The organism is Salinicola sp. JS01 (assembly GCF_030284585.1).
Taxonomy (GTDB): Bacteria; Pseudomonadota; Gammaproteobacteria; order Pseudomonadales; family Halomonadaceae; genus Salinicola.
Genome location: NZ_CP127244.1, coordinates 1,429,470 through 1,451,502, shown reverse-complemented (window position 1 = coordinate 1,451,502; position 22,033 = coordinate 1,429,470). Strand labels below are relative to the sequence as shown.

Sequence of the window (22,033 nt, the reverse complement as noted above, 5' to 3'; positions counted from 1 at the left end):
GGCAGGTCGATCACGCCGATCACGGGCTCATCGCTCAGCGTTTTGGACACGGGGTCACTCGGCGAAGTCGTCTTCGCTGTATTGGAAATCGTTGCCGAAGTCGCCGCTGGCGAACGGATCCTTGCCCGCCTTGCCGTTACTGATCAGGAATTGACGCCGCTGCAGGTAGGCATCGCGGATGAAGCTGTAGCGATCCCCCTGGATCAGCGACTCCTGGTCGAGCAGACTCGCGCGCAGATCGACGTAGCGCAGGAAGGTCAGACCGTAGCGCACCTTGTCATCTTCGACGTAGGTCACCGGATAGGTGTAGATATCCAGCGGCAGGCCGCTGGTATCACGCACCGTGCTGGGACCGAGCACCGGCAGCACCAGATAGGGGCCGGAGTCGACGCCCCACACCGCCAGCGTCTGACCGAAGTCCTCCTCGTTCTCGTCGAGCCCCATGCGCGTGGCCGGGTCGAGCAGGCCGCCGACCCCCAGGATCGTATTGATGACGAAGCGGCCAGAGGCCGTCCCGGCATTGCCCCACTCCCACTGCAGCACGCTGTTGAACGCAGTGCGGATCTCGCCGAGGTTGGAAAAGAAGTTGCCGACACCGTCACGCACGGGTTCGGGCGTGACCGCCTTGTAGCCCTGGGCGACCGGCTTGAGCGCATAGCGATCTAGCGTGTCGTTGAACTGATAGACGCCACGGTTGAACCCTTCCCACGGATCCTGTGGGTTGCTGTTCTCACCGCTGGAGGCACAGCCCCCTAGCGCCAAAGCGACGGCGGCGCCGCTCAGCCAATGGATCGATTTCATCAACACGCATTCCCTTTACGCAATATGACACTGCCCGCACTGTAGCCCGCGCCGAACGAACACACCACCCCCACATCGCCCTCCTCGAGATCGCCGCGATGCAGATGCAGGGCAATGATCGAGCCGGCCGAGCTGGTATTGGCGTAGCGGTCCAAGATGATCGGCGCCTCGTGCTCGCTCGCCTCGCGCCCCAGCACGCGCCGCGCGATCAGATCGTTCATGTGACGGTTGGCCTGGTGTAGCCACAGCCGGGTGACCGATTCGCCGGTCAGCGACTGGCTCTCCAGATGCTCGAGGATCAGCTCCGCCACCAGCGGGCAGACCTCCTTGAACACCTTGCGCCCCTCCTGCACGAACAGCTTGTCATCGGCACTGCTGTCGGCGAGCCGGTTGAGGAAGCCGAAGTTATTGCGGATGGCGTTGGAGAAGCGCGTGGTCAGGCGCGTGCCGAGAACGGTGAAGTGCTCGCGCTCGCGGGCCAGATGATCCGCCTCCAGGACCACCGCGGTGCAGGCGTCACCAAAGATGAAATGGCTATCGCGATCGCGGAAATCCAGATGCGCCGAGCAGATCTCCGGGTTGACCACCAGCACTCGCTCGAGACTCCCGGCGCGAATGGCATTGGTCGCCATGTCGATGGCGAAGGTGGCACTGGAGCAGGCCACGTTCATGTCGAAGGCATAGCCGCCGGCACCCAGTGCCGCCTGCAGCTCGACCGCCACCGCCGGGTACGGCCGCTGCAGGTTGGAGCAGGCGACGATGATCAGATCGAGCTGGTCGGCGCGGATGGCCGCCTGCTCGAGCGCCTGGCGTGCCGCCGCAAGGCCCATCTCGGCCTGCAGCGAGAGCGCAGAATTATCACGCTCTTCGATCCGCGGGCGCATCCGCTCGGGGTCGAGGATACCGCTGGCCTCCATGACGTAGCGGCTCTCGATACCCGATGCCTTGAGGATGAAGGCTTCGCTGGAGTGGGCCAGCGGCTCGCGCTCGCCGCGGGCAATGGCCTCGGCGTGGCGGGCGTTCTCGGTGTCCACCCAGGTGTTGAAACTGGCGACCAGCGCCGCGTTGTCGATCGCCTCCGGCGGCGTGAACAGGCCCGTCGCCGTGATGACGGCTTGCGTCATGACTCGCTCCTTATGCGGCGAAGGCCGCAGTCCCTCTCGATAGTGCGGCGAGCGCCGCAGTCCCTTCTCGATGGCGCGGCGAACGCCGCGCGCCCTGTCGGTACGGTGCGGTCAGCGCCGTCCAGCCCCTGGGCCCCGTGCACACCTCTACAACCCATGATACGCCGGAGGCGGGTACCGGGATGCAGCGGCGTCATAGCGCCTGCCCGGTGATCTCGCGCCAGCGCCGTGCCAGGCGCTTCTCCGAGACACTCTCGAGTGTCCCCAGCTGCTGGGCGAACAGCGACACCCGAAATTCCTGCAGCCACCAGCCGAACTCGATCAGCTCGGCGGGTACGACGCCCTCGCGCTCGGCGGCCTGACGGCGGGCATCGAGTCGGCTCTCCCACTCCTGCACCTGTTGCATCGCCAGTTGATCACGACGACGATCGCGCGGCGCCTTCTCCAGCCGGATCTCGGCCGCCTGCAGGTAACGCGGATAGTGTTCGAGCCAAGGCCCCGCATCGCGCACGAAGCCCGGATAGACGAGACGCTGCATCTGGGCCTTGAGATCACTGTAGCTCAGGGCCAGGGCAAAACTGACGTTACCCTTGAGCTGCTTGGTCACCGCCAGGTGCCCCTCCAGCGCCTTGTGCAGGTCATCGAGCAGCCGCTCGGCGTAGCCCACCAGATCGCCCCGCCACTGCTCGAGGCGGGCATCGAAAGCCTCGCCCGAGCGCGGCAGCGGGTCGGCAGCGACGGTCTGCGCCAGCACCGCATCGATCACGTCCTGGGTCAGTTGCTCGCGCGTGCCCACCTTGGTGAACAGCAGCGCGCACGCCTTGAGCTGCGGCAGCTCCCGCTGCAGGTAGCGCAGAAGCTCCGGCAGGCGGCGGCGCGCCAGCGCCACCACGCCATCCCGGTGCGCCGCGGTGGCGCGCTCGGCGTGGTCGAACCAGGCGATCTGGAGCGCGTCACCGGCCGGCACCAGGGCCGGATAGACCTCGACCTGGATACCCGCCTGGCGGCTGGTGCTGGAGTCTGGCAGCGGGGTCTGCGGCAGCGCCTCCAGGGTCTCGCTGGGGGCCTCCTGCTGCTGCGCCATGGCACGGGCACCGGCTGCGGCGGCGTCGCCGAAGCGCTCGCGCAGAGCGGCCAGGTCGCGCCCCTCGCCCAGCACCTGGCCCTCGTGATCGACCACCCGCAGATTCATCACCAGATGCGGTTCGAGCTGATCGAGCCGCCACGCCGAGGGGTCAAGACGTACCCCGGTCTTGACCCGCAGGAACTCGCCCAGCGCGGTCTCCACCGGACGCGCATCGGGGGTCAGCGTCTGCAGCGCCGCATCGACCCAGTCGGGGATCGGCACCACCTGACGCCGCAGCGTCTTGGGCAGCGCCTTGAGCAGCGCGATGCACTTGTCGCGCAAGAGCCCCGGCACCAGCCACGACAGCCGCCCCTCCGGCAGCTGGGCCAGCATGACCGCCGGCACGGTAAGGGTCACACCGTCGTCGCTCGCCCCCGGCGCAAAGTGATAGCTGAGCGGATAGCGCACACCGTTGAAGACCAGCTCGTCTGGGTACTGCTCGACGCTGACGTCGTCGGCCTCGCGCGCCATCAGCGCGGCCTTGTCGAGTTTCAGCAGCTCGGGGGTCTCGCGCTCGGCGCGCTTGCGCCAGGCTTCGAAGTCGCGCCCGCTGGCGACCTCGGCAGGGATGCGCTCGTCGTAGAAGGCGAACAGCGTCTCTTCGTCGACCAGAATATCCCGCTTGCGCGCGCGATCCTCCAGTTCCTCGACCTCCGCCACCATCGCGCGGTTGTGGGAGAAGAATGCGGCGCGAGTGTCGTAGTCACCCTCGACCAGCGCGCGCCGAATGAACAGCTCGCGCGCCTCCGCCGGCGCCACCTTGGCGTAGTCGACGCGCCGGCCGCTGACGATCGGTAGCCCGAACAGGGTGACCTGCTCTAGCGCTACCACCTGGGCGCGCTTGCGCTCCCAGTGCGGGTCGCTGTAAGCGCGCTTGACCAGATGACCCGCCTGGGGCTCGATCCACTCCGGCTTGATGCGCGCGCAGTCACGGGCGAACAGCCGACTGGTCTCGACCAGCTCGCCGGCCATTACCCACTTGGGCGGCTTCTTGGCCAACCCCGAAGCGGGATGGAGCATGAACTTGCGATTGCGCGCGCCGAGGAATTCACGGCTCTCCGGCTGCAGCTGGCCGAGATGCGACAGCAGTCCGGCGAGCAGCGCCTGGTGAAGGCGGGCGGCGTCCACCCTGGGTGCGGCCCCCTCGCCCTCACCCGGCTGCATGGCGCTGCTCGGCTCGAGCTTCATCTCGCGCACCAGCTGGCGCAGCTGACGGTAGGTATCGTGCCACTCGCGCAGGCGCAGGTAGCTCAGATACTGGTCCCGGCACCAGCGTCGCAGCTGGCTGCCGGAAAGCTCGTCGCGGGCCGCCTCGAAGCCCTGCCACAGATTGAGCCAGGCCACGAAATCGGAATCGGGGTCATCCCACTGGCGATGCTTCTGATCGGCGGCCTGGCGCTTCTCGGCCGGACGCTCGCGCGGGTCCTGGGTGGCCAGCGCGCTGACCACGATCAGCGCCTCGCGCAGACAGCCGAACTGCTCGCCGGCCAGCACCATACGCCCCAGCCGCGGATCGATCGGCAGCCGCGAGAGCCGTCGTCCGATGTCGCTCAGGCGCTCACCGCCGTCCACCGCGCCGAGTTCGAACAGCAGGCGGTAGCCATCCTTGACCACCCGCGGATCGGGGGCGTCGACGAAGGGGAAATCGAGTACCTCGCCGAGCTTGAGCGAGAGCATCGACAGGATCACCGCCGCCAGATTGGTGCGCTGGATCTCGGGCTCGGTGAACTCGGGCCGGGAGAGAAAATCCTCCTCGCTGTAGAGACGGATGCATACGCCATCGGCGATGCGCCCGCAGCGCCCCTTGCGCTGATTGGCGCTGGCCTGACTCACCGGCTCGATCGGCAGCCGCTGCACCTTGGCCCGGAAGCTGTAGCGGCTCATGCGCACCAGCCCCGGATCGATCACATAGCGGATGCCGGGCACCGTCAACGAGGTCTCGGCGACGTTGGTAGAGAGCACGATGCGACGCCCGGCATGGCTCTGGAACACGCGGTTCTGCTCGGCGTTGGAGAGCCGCGCGTAGAGCGGCAGGATCTCGGTACTCTTGAGCTCGAGCCGGCGCAGCAGATCGGCGGTCTCGCGAATCTCGCGCTCTCCGGGCAGGAAGATCAGGATATCGCGTGGCCCCGAGTACCAGCGCTTGTCGCGCTCGATCTGCTCGATCTCCTCGACCGCCGCCACGATCCCCTCCTGCAGCGTCAGGTCCTCTTCGTCACGGGCCTCGCGCACCAGCGGGCGGTAGCGCACCTCGACCGGGTAAGCACGCCCGGAGACCTCGACCACCGGCGCCGGGCGCGTCTCGCCGTCGATCTCACGGGCGAAGTGGCGCGACAGCCGATCGACGTCGATGGTGGCGGAAGTGATGATGATCTTGAGATCGGGCCGGCGCGCGCTGAGGCGCTTGAGATAGCCGAGCAGAAAGTCGATGTTGAGGCTGCGCTCGTGGGCCTCGTCGATGATGATCGCCTCATAGCGCAGCAGGTCTGGATCATGCTGGGTCTCGGCCAGCAGAATGCCGTCGGTCATCAGCTTGACCAGGGTGGCGTCACCGCTCTGGTCGGTGAAGCGCACCTGATAGCCGACCTGCTCCCCCAGCGGTACCTCCAGCTCCTCCGCCAACCGGGTCGCCACCGAGCGCGCCGCCAGGCGCCGCGGCTGGGTATGCCCGATCATGCCGCGTCGGCCCAGGCCCAGTTCGAGACATAGCTTGGGTAGCTGGGTGGTCTTGCCCGAGCCGGTCTCACCGGCCACCACCACGACCTGATGCTCACGCAGCGCCTCGAGGATCGTCTCGCGCCGCGCCGCCACCGGCAGCGACTCGGGGTAGTCGAGGGTGACGCGCTCTCGACGTCGGCGCTCGACCTGCGCCTGGGAGGCGTCGATGCGGGCCTCGATTTCGCCCAGCGAGCGGTCGATCGGCTTGCCCTCGCGGGCACGCCGCTCGAGCCGCGCCAGGCGCCCGCGCAGGGCGTGGGCATCGCGCAGCAGACAGGCGTCTAGCCGCGCCTGCAGTTGGTTCAGAGCTTGGGAAGCGTTGGCAGCGGTGGCGCTCAAGAGATCCTCGACATCGGCAGTGCGGTGGAGTCGCCGGGAGACCACGGCGAACCCACCATTGTAGCGCCGAAAGCGTGCTAACTCACGTCGAGGCCTTGCTGCCCGAGACCTTGCCATCCGAGACCGAGCCATCCGCGGCCTTGTCGCCGTCACGCAGCTCACGCCGCAGCACCTTGCCGACATTGCTCTTGGGCAGCTCGTCGCGCAGTTCGACGAACTTGGGCACCTTATAGCCGGTCAGTTCCTTCTTGCACCACTGGCGCAGCGCCTGGGGGTCGAGCCCCTCGTTGCGCGCCACCACGAACAGCTTGATCGCCTCGCCGCTCTCCTCATCGGGCACGCCCACCGCAGCGGCCTCGAGCACGTCCGGGTGCCCCACCACCACCTCCTCGATCTCATTGGGATAGACGTTGAATCCCGAGACCAGAATCATGTCCTTCTTGCGGTCGACGATCTTGACGTAGCCATCCTCCTGCACCACCGCCATGTCGCCGGTACGCAGCCAGCCATCGTCGCTGAGCGTCTTGGCGGTATCCTCCGGGCGATTCCAGTAGCCCTTCATCACCTGCGGCCCCTTGATGCACAGCTCGCCACTCTCCCCCGGCGGCAGCGCTCGCCCCTCGTCGTCGACCACGCGCACCTCGGTGCCCGCCACGGGGCGGCCGATAGTGCCGATCTGCGGCGCATCGGGTGGATTGACCAGGGCGATCGGCGAGGTCTCGGTCAAGCCGTAGCCCTCGACGATGCCGTTGCCGGTCACCTCCTGCCAGCGCTTGGCCGCGGCCTGGGTCAACGCCATGCCGCCGGAGATGGTGAACTTGAGGCGCGAGAAGTCGAGCGCCTTGAAGTCGTCGCGCTGGCACAGGGCGTTGAACAGCGTGTTGAGCCCGACGAAGACGCTGAACGGTGTCTGCGAAAGGGTCTTGACGAAGCCGGCGATGTCCCGCGGGTTGGGTATCAGCACATTGTGCTGGCCGGTGGTCATCGCGTACAGGCAGTTCACCGTGAAGGTATAGATGTGATAGCAAGGCAGCGGCGCGATGATCGTCTCGCTGCCATTCTCCAGGGTATCGCCGAGCAGCTGCTGGGTCTGCAGCATGTTGGCGATCAGATTGCGGTGGGTCAGCATCGCGCCCTTGGCCACCCCGGTGGTGCCGCCGGTGTACTGCAGCACGGCGATCTCTTCGTCCTTCCCCGACGCAACCGTGGCCGTCCGCTCGCCCGCGGACAGGGTGCGGCGAAAATCGACCGCCTGAGGCAACGAATAGGCGGGCACCATCTTCTTGACCCGACGCACCACGAAGTTGATCAGAGGACGTTTGGGCCAGTCGTGGAGGTCACCCATCTCGGTCACCACCACGTGGCGAATCTCGGTCTGAGCGAGCACGTTCTCGAGCTTCTGGGCCATGTTGGCCAGCACCACGATCGCCTTGGCGCCGGCATCACGGAACTGGTGGCGCATCTCGCGCTCGGTGTAGAGCGGGTTGGTGTTGACGATCACCAGCCCGGCGCGCAGCGCGCCGAACACCGCCACCGGGAACTGCAGCACGTTGGGCAGCTGGATGGCGATACGATCCCCCGGCTCGAGGTCGGTGTGGTTCTGCAGCCAGGCGGCGAAGCGATCGGCGAGGCGATCGACATCGGCATAGCTCAGGGTCTTGCCCATGCAGGTGAACGCCGGTTTGTCGGCGTAGCGATGACACGCATCGGCGATGATGTCGTTGATCGAATGAAAAGCCTCGAGACCCGTCAGGGGCACTCCGGACTCGACGTAGGCGTTCGCGCTGTCACCCATGGGATCTCCTTGATTAGGCTTGAATAACTCCCTTATATCAGGTTCCCCGCGCCCCGGCGCTGCCACCAAGGTGGTAATCGCACCGTCACTTTTACAGGGAAGGCTCCGAGCGCCGCGCCCGGCGTCTGCGGCTGACGGCGCGGCGCCAGCGCTCGAGCAGCAACAGCACCACCAGCAGCGCGATCACGATCCAGGTGACCGGACGCTGGGCATAGGTCTCGACGTAGGGGCGCGCGATCTGCCAGCCCTCGCGCGCCTTGGCCACGGCGGCATCGGCCATCTGCGACGCCGACAGCCCGTCGGTGAAGCTGTCGTCGCTGCCACTGCCGAGGCTATCGTCCTGCTCACGCTGCTGGCTCTTGACCGCACGTGACAGATCGGCGCCGGTCAGCCCCACCCCAGCTTCAGGATTCAGGCGCACGATGGGCAGGTCGAAGTGCCAGGTACGACCGTCGAGATCGGCCTCGGCGGAGATGGTCACCGGCAGTGAGGCGTTGGGGTCGGTACGCGGCACATCGATCGCCCAGGTGCGTGCATCGATACGCTGGACCGTCAGCGGGCTGCCGGTGAGTTCGGCGCTGAGCCGGGTGTTGTCGGCATTGAGTTCGGGGTGATTGGCGCGGATCACGATGCGTGAGCCGTCCTGGCTCAGTTCGGCGCTGAGTGCGGCGACCACATTGACCGTTTGCACCCGCTGGCGAATCAGGCGCTCGCTGCGCGCAGTGATCACCAGGCGCGCATTGCCCAACTGCTCCGCGCCGGGCAGCTCACCGCGGAAGTGCCCCGCCTGGGGCGAGAGCGTGGTCTGTGACAGCAGGTTGCCATCGAGGTCGCGCAGCTCTGCACGTACCGCGAGCCCGGCAGGCAGTGCATCGCCCTCCAAACGCTGACCCTTGGCTTCCAGCCACACGTCCAGCGGCGTGGCAAAGCCGCGGTAAAGCGTTGCCGGCAGCGCGGTGCTGCGCAACGCGATATCGGCCTGGATGCCGACCCGGCTGTCGTCGCCGATGGCGCCTTCGATGCGCCATTCACCAGACATCGGCTCGGGCACCTTGATCAGATCGTAACGATCGCTGCTCTGCCACTCGACCCGCCCGGGGTGATCATCGCGGGAATAGCGCTGGCCGTCGGGGCCGATCAGTACCGGCGAGTCGGCATTCGGGGCGTGGAACAGCAGTGCATTGAAGGCCTGGATATCGTCATCGATAGTGAAGCGCTGCTGCGCGTCGATGGGCACCTGATCCCCCGGCAGGATGCGGTCGAGCACGTCGAGAAAGGCGCGCAGTAACTGATCCGGAGTGTCGGCCACCGCCGCCAGCCCGCCAGTGGTCTGCGCCACCTGCTCGAGCAGCGGCAGGTCGACGTTGCGCGAGAGCGCGATCAGATGGACGGTCGCGCCTTCGGCGGCCAGCTCGGGAGCAAGCTGGGTAATGACCCGCTGCCGCGAGGCCGCGTCCTGTGCACGCTTGTCACCGCCAGTGGCGGGCAGATCGATCATGCCGTCGGTGAGCAGGATCAGATGGCGGTTGGGCCCCTGGGGCGGCGCCGCGGCGGCGCGAGTCAGGGCTTGCTCGATATCGGTGAACTGCTGGTAGTCGGTGAGCTGCGGCATCAACCGGCTCACCCGCTGACGCCAGGCGTCATCGACCCCGGCATCGGGGACCGGGTTGGCGACGGTGGTACCGAAAGTCCAGATGGAACCGCGCGCCTCCTGAGGCAGCAGGATGGCGGCAAGATCCAGCGCGTTGGCGCGCAGGTTGCCGGGGTCGTTCTGCTTCATGCTGCCGGAAACATCGACCACGATTCTGACGTCCGGCGCCGTCTGCGCCAGCACCCAGCCCGGCAGCAGGCCGAGCAGACAAACCAGCCATACCCTCAACGCACGCATGCCGCGCTTCCTTCTCGCCACCCGGCTCCGGCGTGGAGTGCGCACGAAGCCCTATCCAAAAAAGCGTCCGGCGCGACTCCGCCCCGGTCACCCACCGAAGCCCCGCGGGCGAGGGCTGAATCAGCCGACCATCGGTTCGCGGCGGCCGCCACCCTGGCCACGCTCACCCGTCTTTTTCGCAGCGGCAGTACGGGTGGCACCCGACTGCTGTTTGCCGCCACGTCCGCCGCTGCGGCCATCGTCACCGCCGCGGTGACGCAGTTTGCGCCATGCCAGCACACCGACCCCGGCACCCACTGCCGCTCCCAACAGCAACAGCGGCAACGCACCGAAGACCTGACCACCGTCGTGTTGCAGCACGCCCACCGCCATCACCACGATGGCCGGGGCCAGACCGGAGTAGGTCTCACCCGGCTGCGCCAGTGGCAGCGTGAAGGGGGCGACCATCCACAGCGCCCCCGCGACCACACCGACCAGCGCCAGACGCGGCAGCAACGGTAGCAGCCGCACCCCCAGATAGCCGGTGACCAGGACCACACAAGAAAGCGCGGCGTAGCTCAGCCACAGCTGCGGCAGGGAATCGGAAAACAGCATGATGACGACTCTCGATTCGAACGGTTTGGGACATGGTACACTTCCCGCCTGGAAAGCACAGCCGCCCGGGGTCCGTGCCAGAGGGTCGGGTCGCGGCGGCGTTCTCGCCATGTGAACTACCTACCCGAGCAGCCCGATAGCCTATGCCCCGCGCCCAGATCACCGAGTCCTCCCCCGTCAGTCACTTCCGCCGCGAGGACGACCCCGCCTGGCACTGGCTGGAGTCGCGCGACGATCCTCAGGTGAAGGCCTTCCTGCGCGCAGCCAATCGCCAGAGCGACCGCTTCTTCACACCATTGAAGCCACTCGAAGACGCGCTCTACGACGGCCATCTGGCGCGGCGCGAACTCGCCGTCACCGGGCTGCCGACCACGCTCGACCACTACCGCTACTGGAGCGAGACGGCCGCCGACGCCGACTATCCACGCTGGTGGCGTCAGGCGTGCCAGGGTGACGCCGCCCCCGAACTGATTCTCGATCTGCAGGCGCGGGCCGCCGATCACGACTTCCTCGAGCTCGGTGACATGGCGCTCTCCCCCGACGAGGGTTGGCTGGCCTGGACCGAGGATGTCAGCGGCAACGAGTTCTTCGACCTCTATCTCAAGCAGCTGCCGGATGGCGAGCCGCGCCGGCTGCGTCGACGTCTGGGCCCGGAACTGCTGTGGGCGGAGGATAACCGCACCCTGCTCTTCACCCGCTACGACGCTACCCAGCGCCCCGCCAGCGTGTGGCGGCTGTGCGTGGAGAGCGACCGCTGCGCCAAGCTGTTCGAGGAGCCGGATGTCGAGTTCTGGGTCGGCGTGGGCAAGACACGCTCGCGCCAGTGGCTGGTGATCGAGACCGCCTCCAAGGATACCGCCGAGTGCCATCTGATCCCTGCCGCCGAGCCAGAGCGCGCGCCGCGCTGCGTGCGCCCACGCGAGAGCGGCATCGAGTATGGCATCGACCACCGCGGCGATACCTTCTATGTACTGCACAATCGCGATGCTGCCCACTTCCGCCTCGACACCGCCCCGGTGTCCGCGCCCGATCAGTGGCAGCCGCTGGTGGCGCATCGCGAGGACGTCACCTTGGAAGGTGTCGACGCCTTCGCCTGGGGGTTGATGCTCACCGAGCGTGACCACCACGAGGCGCAGGTCTATCTGCGCGCGATCGAACTCGCGCCGGACGCTGAGACCAGCGATGCCGCGGGCGTGCCCGGCTATCGTCTGCCGCTGCCAGAGGCGCCGTGCAGCCTGGCGCTGGGCGATGCGCCGGACTTTCACGCCCGTCGCCTGCGCCTGCGCGAAGAGTCGTTCACCCTCCCCGTGCGCTGGGTCGAGCACGATCTCGACAGCGGCGAGCAGCGCCTGCTCAAGAGCCAGACGCTGCACGGCGACCTGCAGCCAGCGCAGCTGACCTGCCGCCGCCTGTGGGCGACGGGGCACGACGGCGAGCGCATTCCGGTCTCGGTGGTCGCCCGCGCCGACCTGCTGGGGCAGGCCCCAATGCCGACCCTGCTCTACGGCTACGGCGCCTACGGCGAGGTGCTCGACCCCTGGTTCTCGGTGGCTCGGCTCGAGCTGCTGGCGCGCGGCGTCGCTTTCGCCGTGGCCCACGTGCGCGGCGGCGGCGACCGCGGCGAGCCGTGGTACCTGGCCGGCAAGCTGGAGCACAAGGAGAACAGCTTCCGCGACTTCCTCGCTGCACGCCACGCCCTGGTCGACTCGGGCCTCGCCGCCCCCGAACGCATCGCCGCCTACGGCGCCAGCGCCGGCGGCCTGCTGGTCGGCGCCAGTCTCAACCTGGAGCCCACCGCGTTCTGCGCCGCGGTGCTCGACGTACCCTTCGTCGATGTGCTGCGCACCATGGAGAACCCCGACCTGCCGCTGACCACAGCGGAGTACACCGAGTGGGGTAACCCCGACGAGCCCGCGGCGCGGCGGCGCATTCGCGACTACTCGCCGCTGGATAACCTCACTGCGCAACCCTACCCCAGCGTCCTGCTGCAGGGCAGCTGGCACGACTCGCGGGTACCCTACTGGGAACCGGCCAAGCTCTATGCGCGCATGACCGAACTCGACAGCGCCCGCGGCCCGGTACTGCTGCGAACCGATATGGCCGCCGGCCACGGCGGTGCCTCCGGGCGCTTCAAGGCGTGGCGCGACAACGCGCGCCAGGACGCCTTCCTGCTGTGGGCACTGGGCGTCGCCGAGCCGCAGGCGACAACGAGCGAGGCACAGCAGACAAGCGAGTGAGGGGTACGCGGCCGACCACCCGGGTCGGCCGCAGCGGGCGCCAGTAGATGTCCACAGCGGCCGGTCCGCTGACGAGCAGGCGGCAAAGATGGGGGTCAATCGCGCAGCGGCAGGATATCGATGATGTGCGCTTCGTAGTCCGCCTCGTCGACCTCGCGCTCACTGACCGCGAAGTGGCGCACGCTCATGCCGCGATCGTGCATGCGCCGATCGCTGCCGCTGCGCAGCGGATGCCAGCTGGCCAGCTTGCGTCCTTCGGACAGGCGGCGATAGGCGCAGCTATGCGGCAGCCAGTGAAACTCGTCGAGATTGGCCAGACTGAGCTGAGTGCACTCCGGCACCCGCTCGAAGCGGTGGGCATAGTCGCCGCAGCGGCAGCTGTCGATATCGAGCAGGCGGCAGGCGACATTGAGCGTGGCCACGTCGCCGCTCTCCGGGTGCTCCATCTTGACCAGGCAGCACTTGCCGCAGCCGTCGCACAGCGCCTCCCACTCCTGCGGGGTCAGCTCCTCGAGCGTGAACCGCTCCCAGAATCGCTCACGCATGGGGTGTGTCGTCCCTGTCGCGCGGGGTGAACAGATCGAGCAGATAGCCCTCCTTGGCCGGCGGCATCTGCAGATAGAAACCTTGGGCGCGGATCGCCGCCATCACCTGATGCACATCGACCCGGGCCAGCGGCCGCTCGGCACGTAGCAGCAGCGTCATCACCGGAATCGGGCGGCCGAAGCGCTCGCGTAGCGCCTCCGGCACCGCCGCCATGCCCCGCGCCTTGTCGAGGTAGAGATACATCTCATCGAGATGCGGGCTCTTGACCACTTCGCACAGCAGGCGCTGTTCGCCGGCACTCATGCCGTCCCCTCCAGCGCGTCCAGCGCGGCGCGCCACGGCGCCGCCAGGCACTCACCACGCCAGCCGCCGGGCAGCGGCAGCGTCTGCCCGCCGAGGTGCGCCGCGGCGATCGTCTCCATCTCGGCGCGGTTGGAGAGCCGCTCCGGCGCCAGACCCAGCGCCGTGGCGCGCTCGCCGACCACGCCCTTGAGCGCTTTCATGCGCCGCTTGAAGGCCGGCGCGGTGGGCACCGGCGGCGGTGTCGGCAGTGCGGCCTCGTCGGCGTGCTGCGCCTGTTTGACCAGATCCAGCAGCGCGTCGCCTTCACGCTTGACCAGCGCCGGCGCCACACCGTCGACCGCGGCCAGCTCGAAGCGGTTGGTCGGCATCGCCTCGGCGATCGCCAGCAGCAGCCCATCCTTGGCCAGCCAGCCGCGCGGCGTATCGCGACGGCGCACCTCCGCCTCGCGCCAGCGCGTCATCAGACGGTAGGCCTCGACCTGACGCGGGGTCAGCCGCCATAGCTGACGCTGGCGCAGATACCAGCGCTCGCCGGCATTGACGTCGCGCCCGGCGCCGAGCGCGGCACACTCTTCGTAAAGCCACGCAAGCCGACCCTGCGCTTCCAGGGCCTGGCGCTGCTGGGCCCAGATTTCGGGCAGGAAGTAGACATCGAGCGCCGCGTAGTCGAGCTGCGCCGCACTCAGCGGGCGCTCGAGCCAGTTGGAGCGGGTCTCCTCCTTGGGCAGATCGACCCCACAGCGCGCCTGTACCAGCCCGCGATAGCCGATCGCCGCCGACTCGCCCAGCAGCGACTCGGCAACCTGGGTATCGATCAGCGGCGCGATCTCGACCCCGGCCCACAGCGCGAGCACCTCGAGATCCTCGCTGCAGGCGTGGATCAGCTTGGGCGCACCGCCAGCGAGCAACGCGCGCAGCGCCTCGTCCGCTGCCACCGCCTGGGGGTCGATGAGATAGATACGCTCGCCGGCGCTGAGCTGGACCAGCGCTGGCACCGGATAGAAGCTGGTCTCACGGAAGAACTCCGTATCCAGCGCCAGCACCTCGGCGTCGGCCAGGGCGGCACAGGCGGCGGCGAGGCCCGCCGGCGTATCGATCCATTCAATGGGCGTGTCGACAGTCATTCGAACTCTTTCATGGTTGAGCGCGTCACGGCCACGGCCGCGTCACGCTGGAAGGCGCTTGATCGTGCAAGGTGCAGCGTGGCACGAAGCCCCGCCGCCGCATGGTGGCAATGGCAGTTGAGCCGCGCAGGGTGCGACTCACTCGCGGGCGAAGGGCTGGCGTCCGAGGAAGGCGCGACTCAGCGTGCCGCCATCGACATACTCGAGCTCTCCCCCCATGGGTACACCGTAAGCCAGGCGCGAGAGCTTGGCCGCCTGGCCGACCAGATGTTCGGCAATATAGTGCGCAGTTGCCTCACCCTCGACCGTAGGGTTGGTGGCGAGGATAACCTCGTCGACCGCCTCGGCCGCCAGCCGCGCTTCCAACTGATCGAGACCGATATCGTCGGGGCCGATGCCGTCGAGCGGTGAGAGATGGCCGTGCAGCACGAAGTACTGGCCGCGATAGCCGCCGGCCTGTTCGATCGCCAGCATATCGGCCGGCGATTCGACCACGCACAGCAGCCGTGCGTCGCGCCGTGCGTCCTGACACACGCCGCACAGCGTCTCCTCGGTCAGGGTACGGCAGCGCTCGCAGTAGCCGACCGACTCGACGGCTTCCACCAGGGCCTCGGCCAACCGACGGCCACCCTCACGGTCGCGCTCGAGCAGATGCAGCGCCATGCGCTGGGCGGTCTTGGGCCCGACGCCAGGCAGCACGCGCAGGCTCTCCAGCAGCTGTTCGACCAGCGGCGAAAAGCTCATCAGAACGGCAGCTTCATGCCCGGCGGCAGATTGAGGCCGGAAGAGACCTCTTCCATGCGCGACTTGGATTGGCTCTCGACCTTGCGTGAGGCGTCATTGACCGCAGCCGCGAGCAGGTCCTCGAGCAGCTCCTTATCCTCCTGCATCAGCGAGGGATCGATCTCGACCCGGCTGACGTCATGGCGACCATTCATGGTGACCTTGATCATGCCGGCGCCAGCTTCGCCCGAGACTTCCATCTGAGCGATCTCTTCCTGCACCTTCTGCATCTTTTCCTGCATTTCCTGGGCCTGCTTCATCAGGTTGCCCATGCCACCTTTGAACATCTCGCACTCCTTGGAACGACGATTGAATCGATTGAAACGGAAAACTTCGGGCTTCAGCGGCAACCACGCCCGCGACCGTGATCGGTCAAGAGGTCAGGCGCGGTCGCTGGTCACGCTCTCTTCCAGCAGACGCGCACCGAAACGCGACTCCAGCTCCTGAACGTGCGGGTCACCGCGCAGCGCTTCAACGGCCTGCGCGTGACGCTCACGCGCTTCCCGGTCGCGCTTGTCGCGAGCGGTCTCCAGGCGGCCGTCGAGCGGGCCTACCTCGATCGCCACGCGCCGCGCGAAGCCCTGCGCCGCGAGCGCCTTGGTGATGCGCTCGACGTGCATCTCGGAAAGAATCGCCGACTGCCCCGGATCGAGCGTCAGCGCCAGGGTCTGGCCGTCGTCCTGGGTCACCACGCAGTGGGCGGCGAGATTACGCGTCAGGCCGCCGATCTCCAACGTATCGAACCGCTCGAGCCAGGCCGCATGGGTCAGATGCTCACCCGCCGCCGCAGGCGTCATGGGCGCAGCGGCACTGGCCGACAGGCTCTCGTCGTCGACCTCTTCAGACACTGGTGCGGCGGGTGCCGGCGCGGACTGCCAGTCGGCATAGGCCGCTTCGGCGGCGGCCTGGTCCTGGGCCAGATCGGCATCGTCGAAGCCGGCATCCGCCTCCCAGTCACCCTCGGACGCTGCTTCGGCGGCCGCGGGCGCATGGGTGGACTGCTGAGCCCCTGCGGTCGGTGTCGGGGCCGCTGAATCGTCGGTCGGGATAGGCGCCGCTGAATCGACGGCCGCTGAATCGACGGCCAGGGTCGGGGCCGCTGAATCGTCGGCCGGCATCGGGGCCGCTGAATCGACGGCGGATGGCGCCGAGTCGACCGCCCAGGGCGGTATATCCGCCGCCGGGGCTTGCTGAGGCGCCGCCGCGGCGGGCTCGGCAGTCGGCGCTGCCTGCATTGCAGTTACGGCGCCCGAAGGCGGCGTTGCTGGTGTTTCGGGCGCTGAATCCACGCCCGGCGTCGGGGGCAGGGAGTCTATTGCCGACGGCGCAGCAGCCGGCGTGGATTCGACCGCCCAAGGCGGTGCATCCGCCGCCGGAGCCTGCTGAGGCGCCGCCGCGACGGGCTCGGCAGGAGCCGGTGGCGCGGCGGCCGGCGCTGATGCTTCCCCCAGGGCGGTGCGTCCGCTACCGGAGCCTGATGGGACGCCGCGGCGGCAGGCTCAGCGGCTGCCGGCGTATGCGCCTGGGGGGCGGGAGACGCTGACACGGCGCTCTGAGCTGGACCCGCTGAATCGGCGCTCGGCGCAGATGGCGCCGAAGGTACCGCAGCCGGCTGCGCATCAGCGGGCGCGCTCGATGCCCGTGCCGGCTGTTCGCCGCGCAGCGGCAGATCGGTCTGCGGCGGTGTCGGTACCCCCTGGGGGCGGAACGCCAGCATGCGCAGCAGGGTCATCTCCAGGGCGGTGCGGGTATCCGGTGCGCTATCGATATCGCCACGCCCCTGCAGTGCGATCTGATAATAGAGCTGGACGTCTTCGGCGGTGAAGCGCGAGGCCAGCGCCAGCAGCTGATCGCGATCGCCATGGCCGTTGTCGAGGGCACTGGGCACCATCTGGGCGATCGCCAGGCGGTGCATCAACCCGGCGATCTCGTCGAGAATCCCGGCGAAGTCGGGCCCCTGCTCCGCCAGCGCGGCGACTTCGGCCAAGAGCCGCTCGGCGTCCACCTCGGCCAGCGCTTCGGCCAGCGCCAGCAGGTGCGCATGATCGAGGGTGCCCAGCATCGCCGCGACGTCATCGCGACGGACCTCGCCCTGGCCGAAGGCGATCGCCTGATCGGTAAGACTCATGGCGTCGCGCATCGACCCATCGGCAGCCTTGCCCAGCAGCCACAGCGCCGGCGGCTCGAACGCCACCTGCTCCGCCTCGAGCACCCGGGTCAGGTGTTCGACCACCCGCTCCGGCGGCATGTTCTTGAGCGTGAACTGCAGACAGCGCGACAGCACCGTGACCGGCAGCTTCTGCGGATCGGTGGTGGCGAGCAGGAACTTCACATGCGGCGGCGGCTCTTCCAGCGTTTTCAACAGGGCGTTGAAACTGTGGGTGGAGAGCATGTGCACTTCGTCGATCAGGTAGACCTTGAAGCGCCCCTGGGTCGGCGCGTACTGGACGTTATCGAGCAGCTCGCGGGTATCCTCGACCTTGGTCCGCGAGGCGGCGTCGACCTCGATCAGATCGACGAAGCGGCCGTCGTCGATATCGCGGCAGGTCTGGCATACGCCGCAGGGCTTCGACCCTACCCCCTGCTCGCAGTTGAGGCACTTGGCGAGGATACGCGCCAGGGTGGTCTTGCCGACCCCGCGTGTCCCGGTGAACAGATAAGCGTGGTGCAGCCGCCCCTGGTCGAGTGCGTTGACCAGCGCCCGACTGACATGCTCCTGCCCCACCAGCTCGTGGAAGGTGCGAGGACGCCACTTGCGGGCCAGAACCTGATAACTCATACGACGCGGAATTCCTTGGGGCTGGACGACACCCTCTCCCGGGCGAACCGGCCACACGGATGGCGGCACGGCCAGGCTCAGGGAGCGGCGATGATCGCGCCATTCTAGCAGGATCGAATGAAGGGTGACGAGGTAACCGGTACCTCAACGAGCAGCGACTCAGCGGACAGATAGCACGCTGGCGCGATAGCCCCGATAGACTTGATAGCCCCGATAGACACCCGGGGTCGAGCGCTAGGCGCGCAGAGGACGCAGCGGTCAGCAAACGGCTCGGCAGAAACGATGCGGGAAGGATCAGGCAGACTGAATCAGCAGGAGCGTAAAAGCGCGGGCCAGCAGGACGCAGGCCGGACAAGCAGTCCAGATAACACCGAGGCTAGAAATGGAGGCGGCCCCGACCAGCCACATCCCGGCACACGCGGCCACCACTACCGTTGCTCCCTTCCGGGCCTGGCGGGGTTTGCGGTTTAGCGTTGCGGGAGGACCGGCAAGGGCCACCATAAACGCGATGCTGGGCGCTTGAAGTGCTGATCGCGAGGCGATCGAACAGCCGTTGCCACTTTGCATCGTTGCCGATAACGCCGAGGCGTTGTCGAGCGGCGCAAACTATATCAGCGTATCCGTGCGGCAGCAACCGATGAGGATGAATCCCGCCTCATAGACCCTCACGCAAACGCCCCGATGACAATCACCGGGGCGTGAAAGGCGCAACACCAGCGGCGTCAGTCTCCGATCTTGGCCTTGGCCGCCTGCATGCGCTTGCGCAGGATCGGCCCGACGATCACCGGCAGCAGCAGCCCGATGATCGCCACCAGCCACAGCCCGATCGACAGCCCGCTGCTCCACAGGATCGACCAGTCGCCGTCGGAGATCTGCATCGCATGACGCAGGTTCTTCTCCATCTCCGGCCCCAGCAGCAGCCCCAGGATCACCGGCACCAGCGGTATCTCCAGCTTGCGCAGGATATAGCCGGCGACGCCAAAGGCGATCATGAAGTAGAGATCGAAGGTCGAGTGGCTGATCGAGTAGATGCCCACGAACGCGACCATGGTCACGATCGGCAGCAGATACATCGGCGGCACCGAGAGGATCTTCACGAACACCCCGACCAGCGGAATGTTGAGCAGCAGCAGCATGAAGTTGCCCACCAGCAGCGCAGCGATGACACCCCACACCAGGTCGGCGTTCTGGGTGAACATCAGCGGACCGGGGGTGATATTGAGCGACACCAGCATCGCCAGCAGCACCGCCGTGGTGCCACTGCCCGGCACACCCAGGGTCAGCATGGGCACCAGTGCGCCGCTGGAGGCGCCGTTGTTACCCGCCTCGGGCGCGGCCACACCGCGCGGATCGCCCTCACCGAAGTAGCCCTTCTTGCCCAGGATCTTCTTTTCCAGGGTGTAGGTGATGAAGCTGCCCAGCGACGCTCCGGCACCCGGCAACACCCCGGCGATGAAGCCCAGCACCCCGCCGCGTACGGTGGTCGGGAAGATCGAGGCGATATCGCGCCAGTTGAGCTTGAGCGGATTGATCTTGATCATCTCGCGCCCCTTGCCGGCCTTCTCCTCGATGAAGAACAGCAGCTCGGAGACCGCGAACAGGCCCACGATGGCGATGATGAAGTCGACCCCTTCGTAGAGCTCGAGCACGTTGAAGGTGTAGCGCTGGGTACCGGTGGAGAGATCGATCCCCACGGTGGCAATGATCAAGCCGATGGCCGCAGCCATCAGCGTCTTCATCGGATTCTTGCCGGTGATACCGCCCAGGGTGGCAAAGGCCAGCACGAACAGCGCGAAGTACTCCGCCGGGCCGAAGGTCAGCGCAAAGCGTGCCAGCAGCGGTGCCAGCAGGATCAGGCCAACGGTGGCGATCAGGCTGCCCATGAAAGAGGCAATGGCGGAGATCGCCAGGGCCTCGGCGGCCTTGCCCTTGCGCGCCATCGGATAGCCGTCGAGACAGGTCATCATCGCCGGCTCGTCGCCGGGGATGTTGAGCAGGATCGACGAGATTCTCCCGCCGTACATCGCCCCGGCATAGACCGCGGTGAGCATGATCAGCGCGGTCTCGGGCTTGAGCCCCAGGGTGAAGGCGAGCGGGATCAGAATCGCCACGCCATTGGCCGGGCCGAGCCCGGGCAGCGCGCCGATCAGGGTGCCGATGAAGCAGCCCATCAGCGCGAACATCAGATTCTCTGGCTGCAGCGCAACGCCGAAGCCGAGCGACAGGTAGTGCAGCGTATCCATCAGTTCAGCTCCAGCAGGCCCAGCGGCAGCGGCAGTTCGAGGCCGTAGGTGAACAGCACGAAGACCACGGCGCCACTGATCAACCCGGTGAGATAGGCCTTGAGCGGCTTGGCGCCCATGCGCCAGCACAGGGTGCCGACCGCCAGCATGGTGGCGAGGATGAAGCCGAGCGGCTCCAGCAGCAGCGCGTAGAGGACGAGTACCACCACCGCGATACCCAGCTCGACGAAGGTACGCAGCGCCGGCCAGTGGTTATCGGGGTCGGGTTTGACGATCATGTAGAGACTGCAGATCGCCAGCACCACCCCCAGGATCTTGGGAAACGTCTCGGGCCCGACGGCTTCCGATCCCCCGAAGGGGACCGGAAACTGGGTAGCGCCGTAGAAATAGGCCACGGCGATGACCAGCATGACCAGGCCGAAGACGCGGTCATTGAGCTTGCTCATTGAATCAGCCCGATTTCCTTGGACAGCGCCTGGATGTCCTGGATCTGCTGCTTGACGAAGGCCTGGAACTCATCCGCCTTGGGGTGGAACGGCATCAGACCGTTGCTGGCCATGACCTTTTTCCACTGGTCGCTGGCGTAGAGCTTGTCCATGGCATCGACCCAGTACTGCTTGGCGTCGTCGTCGATACCCGCCGGCATGTAGAAACCGCGCCAGTTGGGGCCGACCGCGTCGATGCCCTGCTCCTTGGCGGTGGGGATGCTGGAGAGATCACCCGGCAGACGCTCGTCGGAGAGCACCGCCAGCACGCGCAGGTCGCCGGACTTCAGGAAACCCTGGGTCTCGGTGACATCACCGGTGAAGGCGTCGACGTGGCCGCCGATGACCTGGGTCATCGCTTCACCGCCGTTGTTGTAGGAGAGATAGGGGATGCGCGGCAGATTCTCGACCCCGGCCGCCTTGGCCGCGATCAGCACCTTGAGGTGGTCCCAGCCGCCATTGGCGCTACCGCCGGCGAACTTGACCGCCCGCGGGTCTTTCTTCATCGCGTCCATCAGCTCGTTGAGGTTGTGGTAAGGCGAGTCCTTGGAGACCGCGATCACCCCGTAGTCGGCACCCACGGCCCCGATCCAGTTGACCATGTCGGCGTTCATGCCCGGGAACTGACCCTGGGCGAGACGCGTGGTGGTGGCGGTGGAGGCGGCCACCAGCAGCTGATCGTCGCCCTTGCGCTTGCTCACGGTGTGGGCAAACGCCACGCCGCCGCCGGCACCCGCCATGTTGATGGTCTGGACGCTAGCCGGCACCAGCTTGAGTTCTTCGAGGACGTTACCCACGCTGCGGCAGGTAAAGTCCCAGCCGCCACCCGGATCGGACGGGGCGATACACTCGACCTTGCCCGAGGGCTGGAACGCCATGGCGCTGGAGGCGACCAGCGTGAGGGCCGCAGCGGCGACCCATTTCAAGGATTTGGCGGAAATCATGGCTTCTCCTTTCTTGTGATGAAGCAAGCGTTGTGATGAAGCAGGCGCTGTGATGAAGCAAGTGTTGGAATGCCTCAAACGTCGTCGAGCGCAGGTCGTCATGCCAAGGGCTGCATGGCGGCCGAAGCAGAACCTCCAGCGCGACGCCCGACGCGGATCGAGCCAACCTTACAATTCTGTAAGGCAGAACTCTGTTCCCGTAGG

At 67.2% G+C, this 22,033-nt stretch carries 17 protein-coding genes and 1 other RNA gene; 1 reads left to right on the top strand and 17 read right to left on the bottom strand.

Annotated features, from left to right (window positions below; all coding sequences use genetic code 11):
• Nucleotides 1-54: 54 nt before the first annotated feature.
• The 6 genes from QO259_RS06610 to QO259_RS06585 all read right to left on the bottom strand — a co-directional run bounded on the left by QO259_RS06610 (nt 55) and on the right by QO259_RS06585 (nt 10,385).
• Nucleotides 55-801 carry an MlaA family lipoprotein gene (locus QO259_RS06610; protein ID WP_285952243.1) on the bottom strand — a complete coding sequence of 249 codons (747 nt, stop codon included), beginning with the start codon at nt 799-801 and terminating at the stop codon, nt 55-57.
• Nucleotides 801-1,925: a beta-ketoacyl-ACP synthase III gene (locus tag QO259_RS06605; protein WP_285952242.1), complete on the bottom strand. Its 1,125-nt coding sequence runs from the start codon at nt 1,923-1,925 to the stop codon at nt 801-803. The genes QO259_RS06610 and QO259_RS06605 overlap by 1 nt, the downstream gene beginning before the upstream one ends.
• Before the next feature lie 193 nt (nt 1,926-2,118).
• Nucleotides 2,119-6,108: an ATP-dependent RNA helicase HrpA gene (gene hrpA, locus QO259_RS06600; RefSeq protein WP_285952241.1), complete on the bottom strand. Its 3,990-nt coding sequence runs from the start codon at nt 6,106-6,108 to the stop codon at nt 2,119-2,121.
• Nucleotides 6,109-6,190: 82 nt separating this feature from the next.
• Complete coding sequence (locus QO259_RS06595) at nt 6,191-7,903, bottom strand: AMP-binding protein (protein ID WP_207037395.1); 1,713 nt, start codon at nt 7,901-7,903, stop codon at nt 6,191-6,193.
• Between the two features lie 91 nt (nt 7,904-7,994).
• Nucleotides 7,995-9,791: a vWA domain-containing protein gene (locus QO259_RS06590; protein ID WP_285952240.1), complete on the bottom strand. Its 1,797-nt coding sequence runs from the start codon at nt 9,789-9,791 to the stop codon at nt 7,995-7,997.
• A gap of 120 nt (nt 9,792-9,911) precedes the next feature.
• Nucleotides 9,912-10,385: a hypothetical protein gene (locus QO259_RS06585; RefSeq protein ID WP_285952239.1), complete on the bottom strand. Its 474-nt coding sequence runs from the start codon at nt 10,383-10,385 to the stop codon at nt 9,912-9,914.
• A gap of 143 nt (nt 10,386-10,528) precedes the next feature.
• On the opposite strand from QO259_RS06585, the gene QO259_RS06580 reads away from it, so the two are divergent.
• Nucleotides 10,529-12,622: a S9 family peptidase gene (locus QO259_RS06580; RefSeq protein ID WP_285952238.1), complete on the top strand. Its 2,094-nt coding sequence runs from the start codon at nt 10,529-10,531 to the stop codon at nt 12,620-12,622.
• A 95-nt stretch (nt 12,623-12,717) separates the two neighbouring features.
• Here QO259_RS06580 and QO259_RS06575 read toward each other — a convergent pair whose 3' ends face one another.
• The 11 genes from QO259_RS06575 to QO259_RS06525 form a co-directional block, all read right to left on the bottom strand.
• A complete protein-coding gene (locus tag QO259_RS06575; protein ID WP_035476897.1) occupies nt 12,718-13,167 on the bottom strand; it encodes a YcgN family cysteine cluster protein in 450 nt (149 codons plus the stop codon).
• Nucleotides 13,160-13,471 (bottom strand): YcgL domain-containing protein, encoded by a 312-nt coding sequence (locus QO259_RS06570; protein WP_285952237.1) that lies wholly within the window; start codon nt 13,469-13,471, stop codon nt 13,160-13,162. Before QO259_RS06570 ends, QO259_RS06575 begins: the two co-directional genes overlap by 8 nt.
• Nucleotides 13,468-14,595, bottom strand: a complete 1,128-nt coding sequence (locus tag QO259_RS06565; RefSeq protein WP_285952236.1) for a ribonuclease D — start codon at nt 14,593-14,595, stop codon at nt 13,468-13,470. The genes QO259_RS06570 and QO259_RS06565 overlap by 4 nt, the downstream gene beginning before the upstream one ends.
• A gap of 138 nt (nt 14,596-14,733) precedes the next feature.
• A complete protein-coding gene (recR, locus tag QO259_RS06560) occupies nt 14,734-15,339 on the bottom strand; it encodes a recombination mediator RecR (protein WP_285952235.1) in 606 nt (201 codons plus the stop codon).
• Nucleotides 15,339-15,665 (bottom strand): YbaB/EbfC family nucleoid-associated protein, encoded by a 327-nt coding sequence (locus tag QO259_RS06555; RefSeq protein WP_207037390.1) that lies wholly within the window; start codon nt 15,663-15,665, stop codon nt 15,339-15,341. The genes recR and QO259_RS06555 overlap by 1 nt, the downstream gene beginning before the upstream one ends.
• A gap of 93 nt (nt 15,666-15,758) precedes the next feature.
• Complete coding sequence (locus tag QO259_RS06550) at nt 15,759-16,613, bottom strand: DNA polymerase III subunit gamma/tau C-terminal domain-containing protein (RefSeq protein ID WP_285952234.1); 855 nt, start codon at nt 16,611-16,613, stop codon at nt 15,759-15,761.
• Nucleotides 16,614-16,690: 77 nt separating this feature from the next.
• Complete coding sequence (dnaX, locus tag QO259_RS06545; RefSeq protein ID WP_502949133.1) at nt 16,691-18,157, bottom strand: DNA polymerase III subunit gamma/tau; 1,467 nt, start codon at nt 18,155-18,157, stop codon at nt 16,691-16,693.
• A gap of 393 nt (nt 18,158-18,550) precedes the next feature.
• Nucleotides 18,551-18,647: signal recognition particle sRNA small type (gene ffs / locus QO259_RS06540), an RNA gene on the bottom strand.
• A 232-nt stretch (nt 18,648-18,879) separates the two neighbouring features.
• Entirely contained in the window at nt 18,880-20,400 is a 1,521-nt protein-coding gene (locus tag QO259_RS06535) for a tripartite tricarboxylate transporter permease (protein ID WP_285952233.1), read from the bottom strand.
• A complete protein-coding gene (locus QO259_RS06530) occupies nt 20,400-20,846 on the bottom strand; it encodes a tripartite tricarboxylate transporter TctB family protein (protein ID WP_285952232.1) in 447 nt (148 codons plus the stop codon). The genes QO259_RS06535 and QO259_RS06530 overlap by 1 nt, the downstream gene beginning before the upstream one ends.
• Entirely contained in the window at nt 20,843-21,829 is a 987-nt protein-coding gene (locus tag QO259_RS06525; protein WP_035473666.1) for a Bug family tripartite tricarboxylate transporter substrate binding protein, read from the bottom strand. Before QO259_RS06525 ends, QO259_RS06530 begins: the two co-directional genes overlap by 4 nt.
• Between the last annotated feature and the right edge of the window lie 204 nt (nt 21,830-22,033).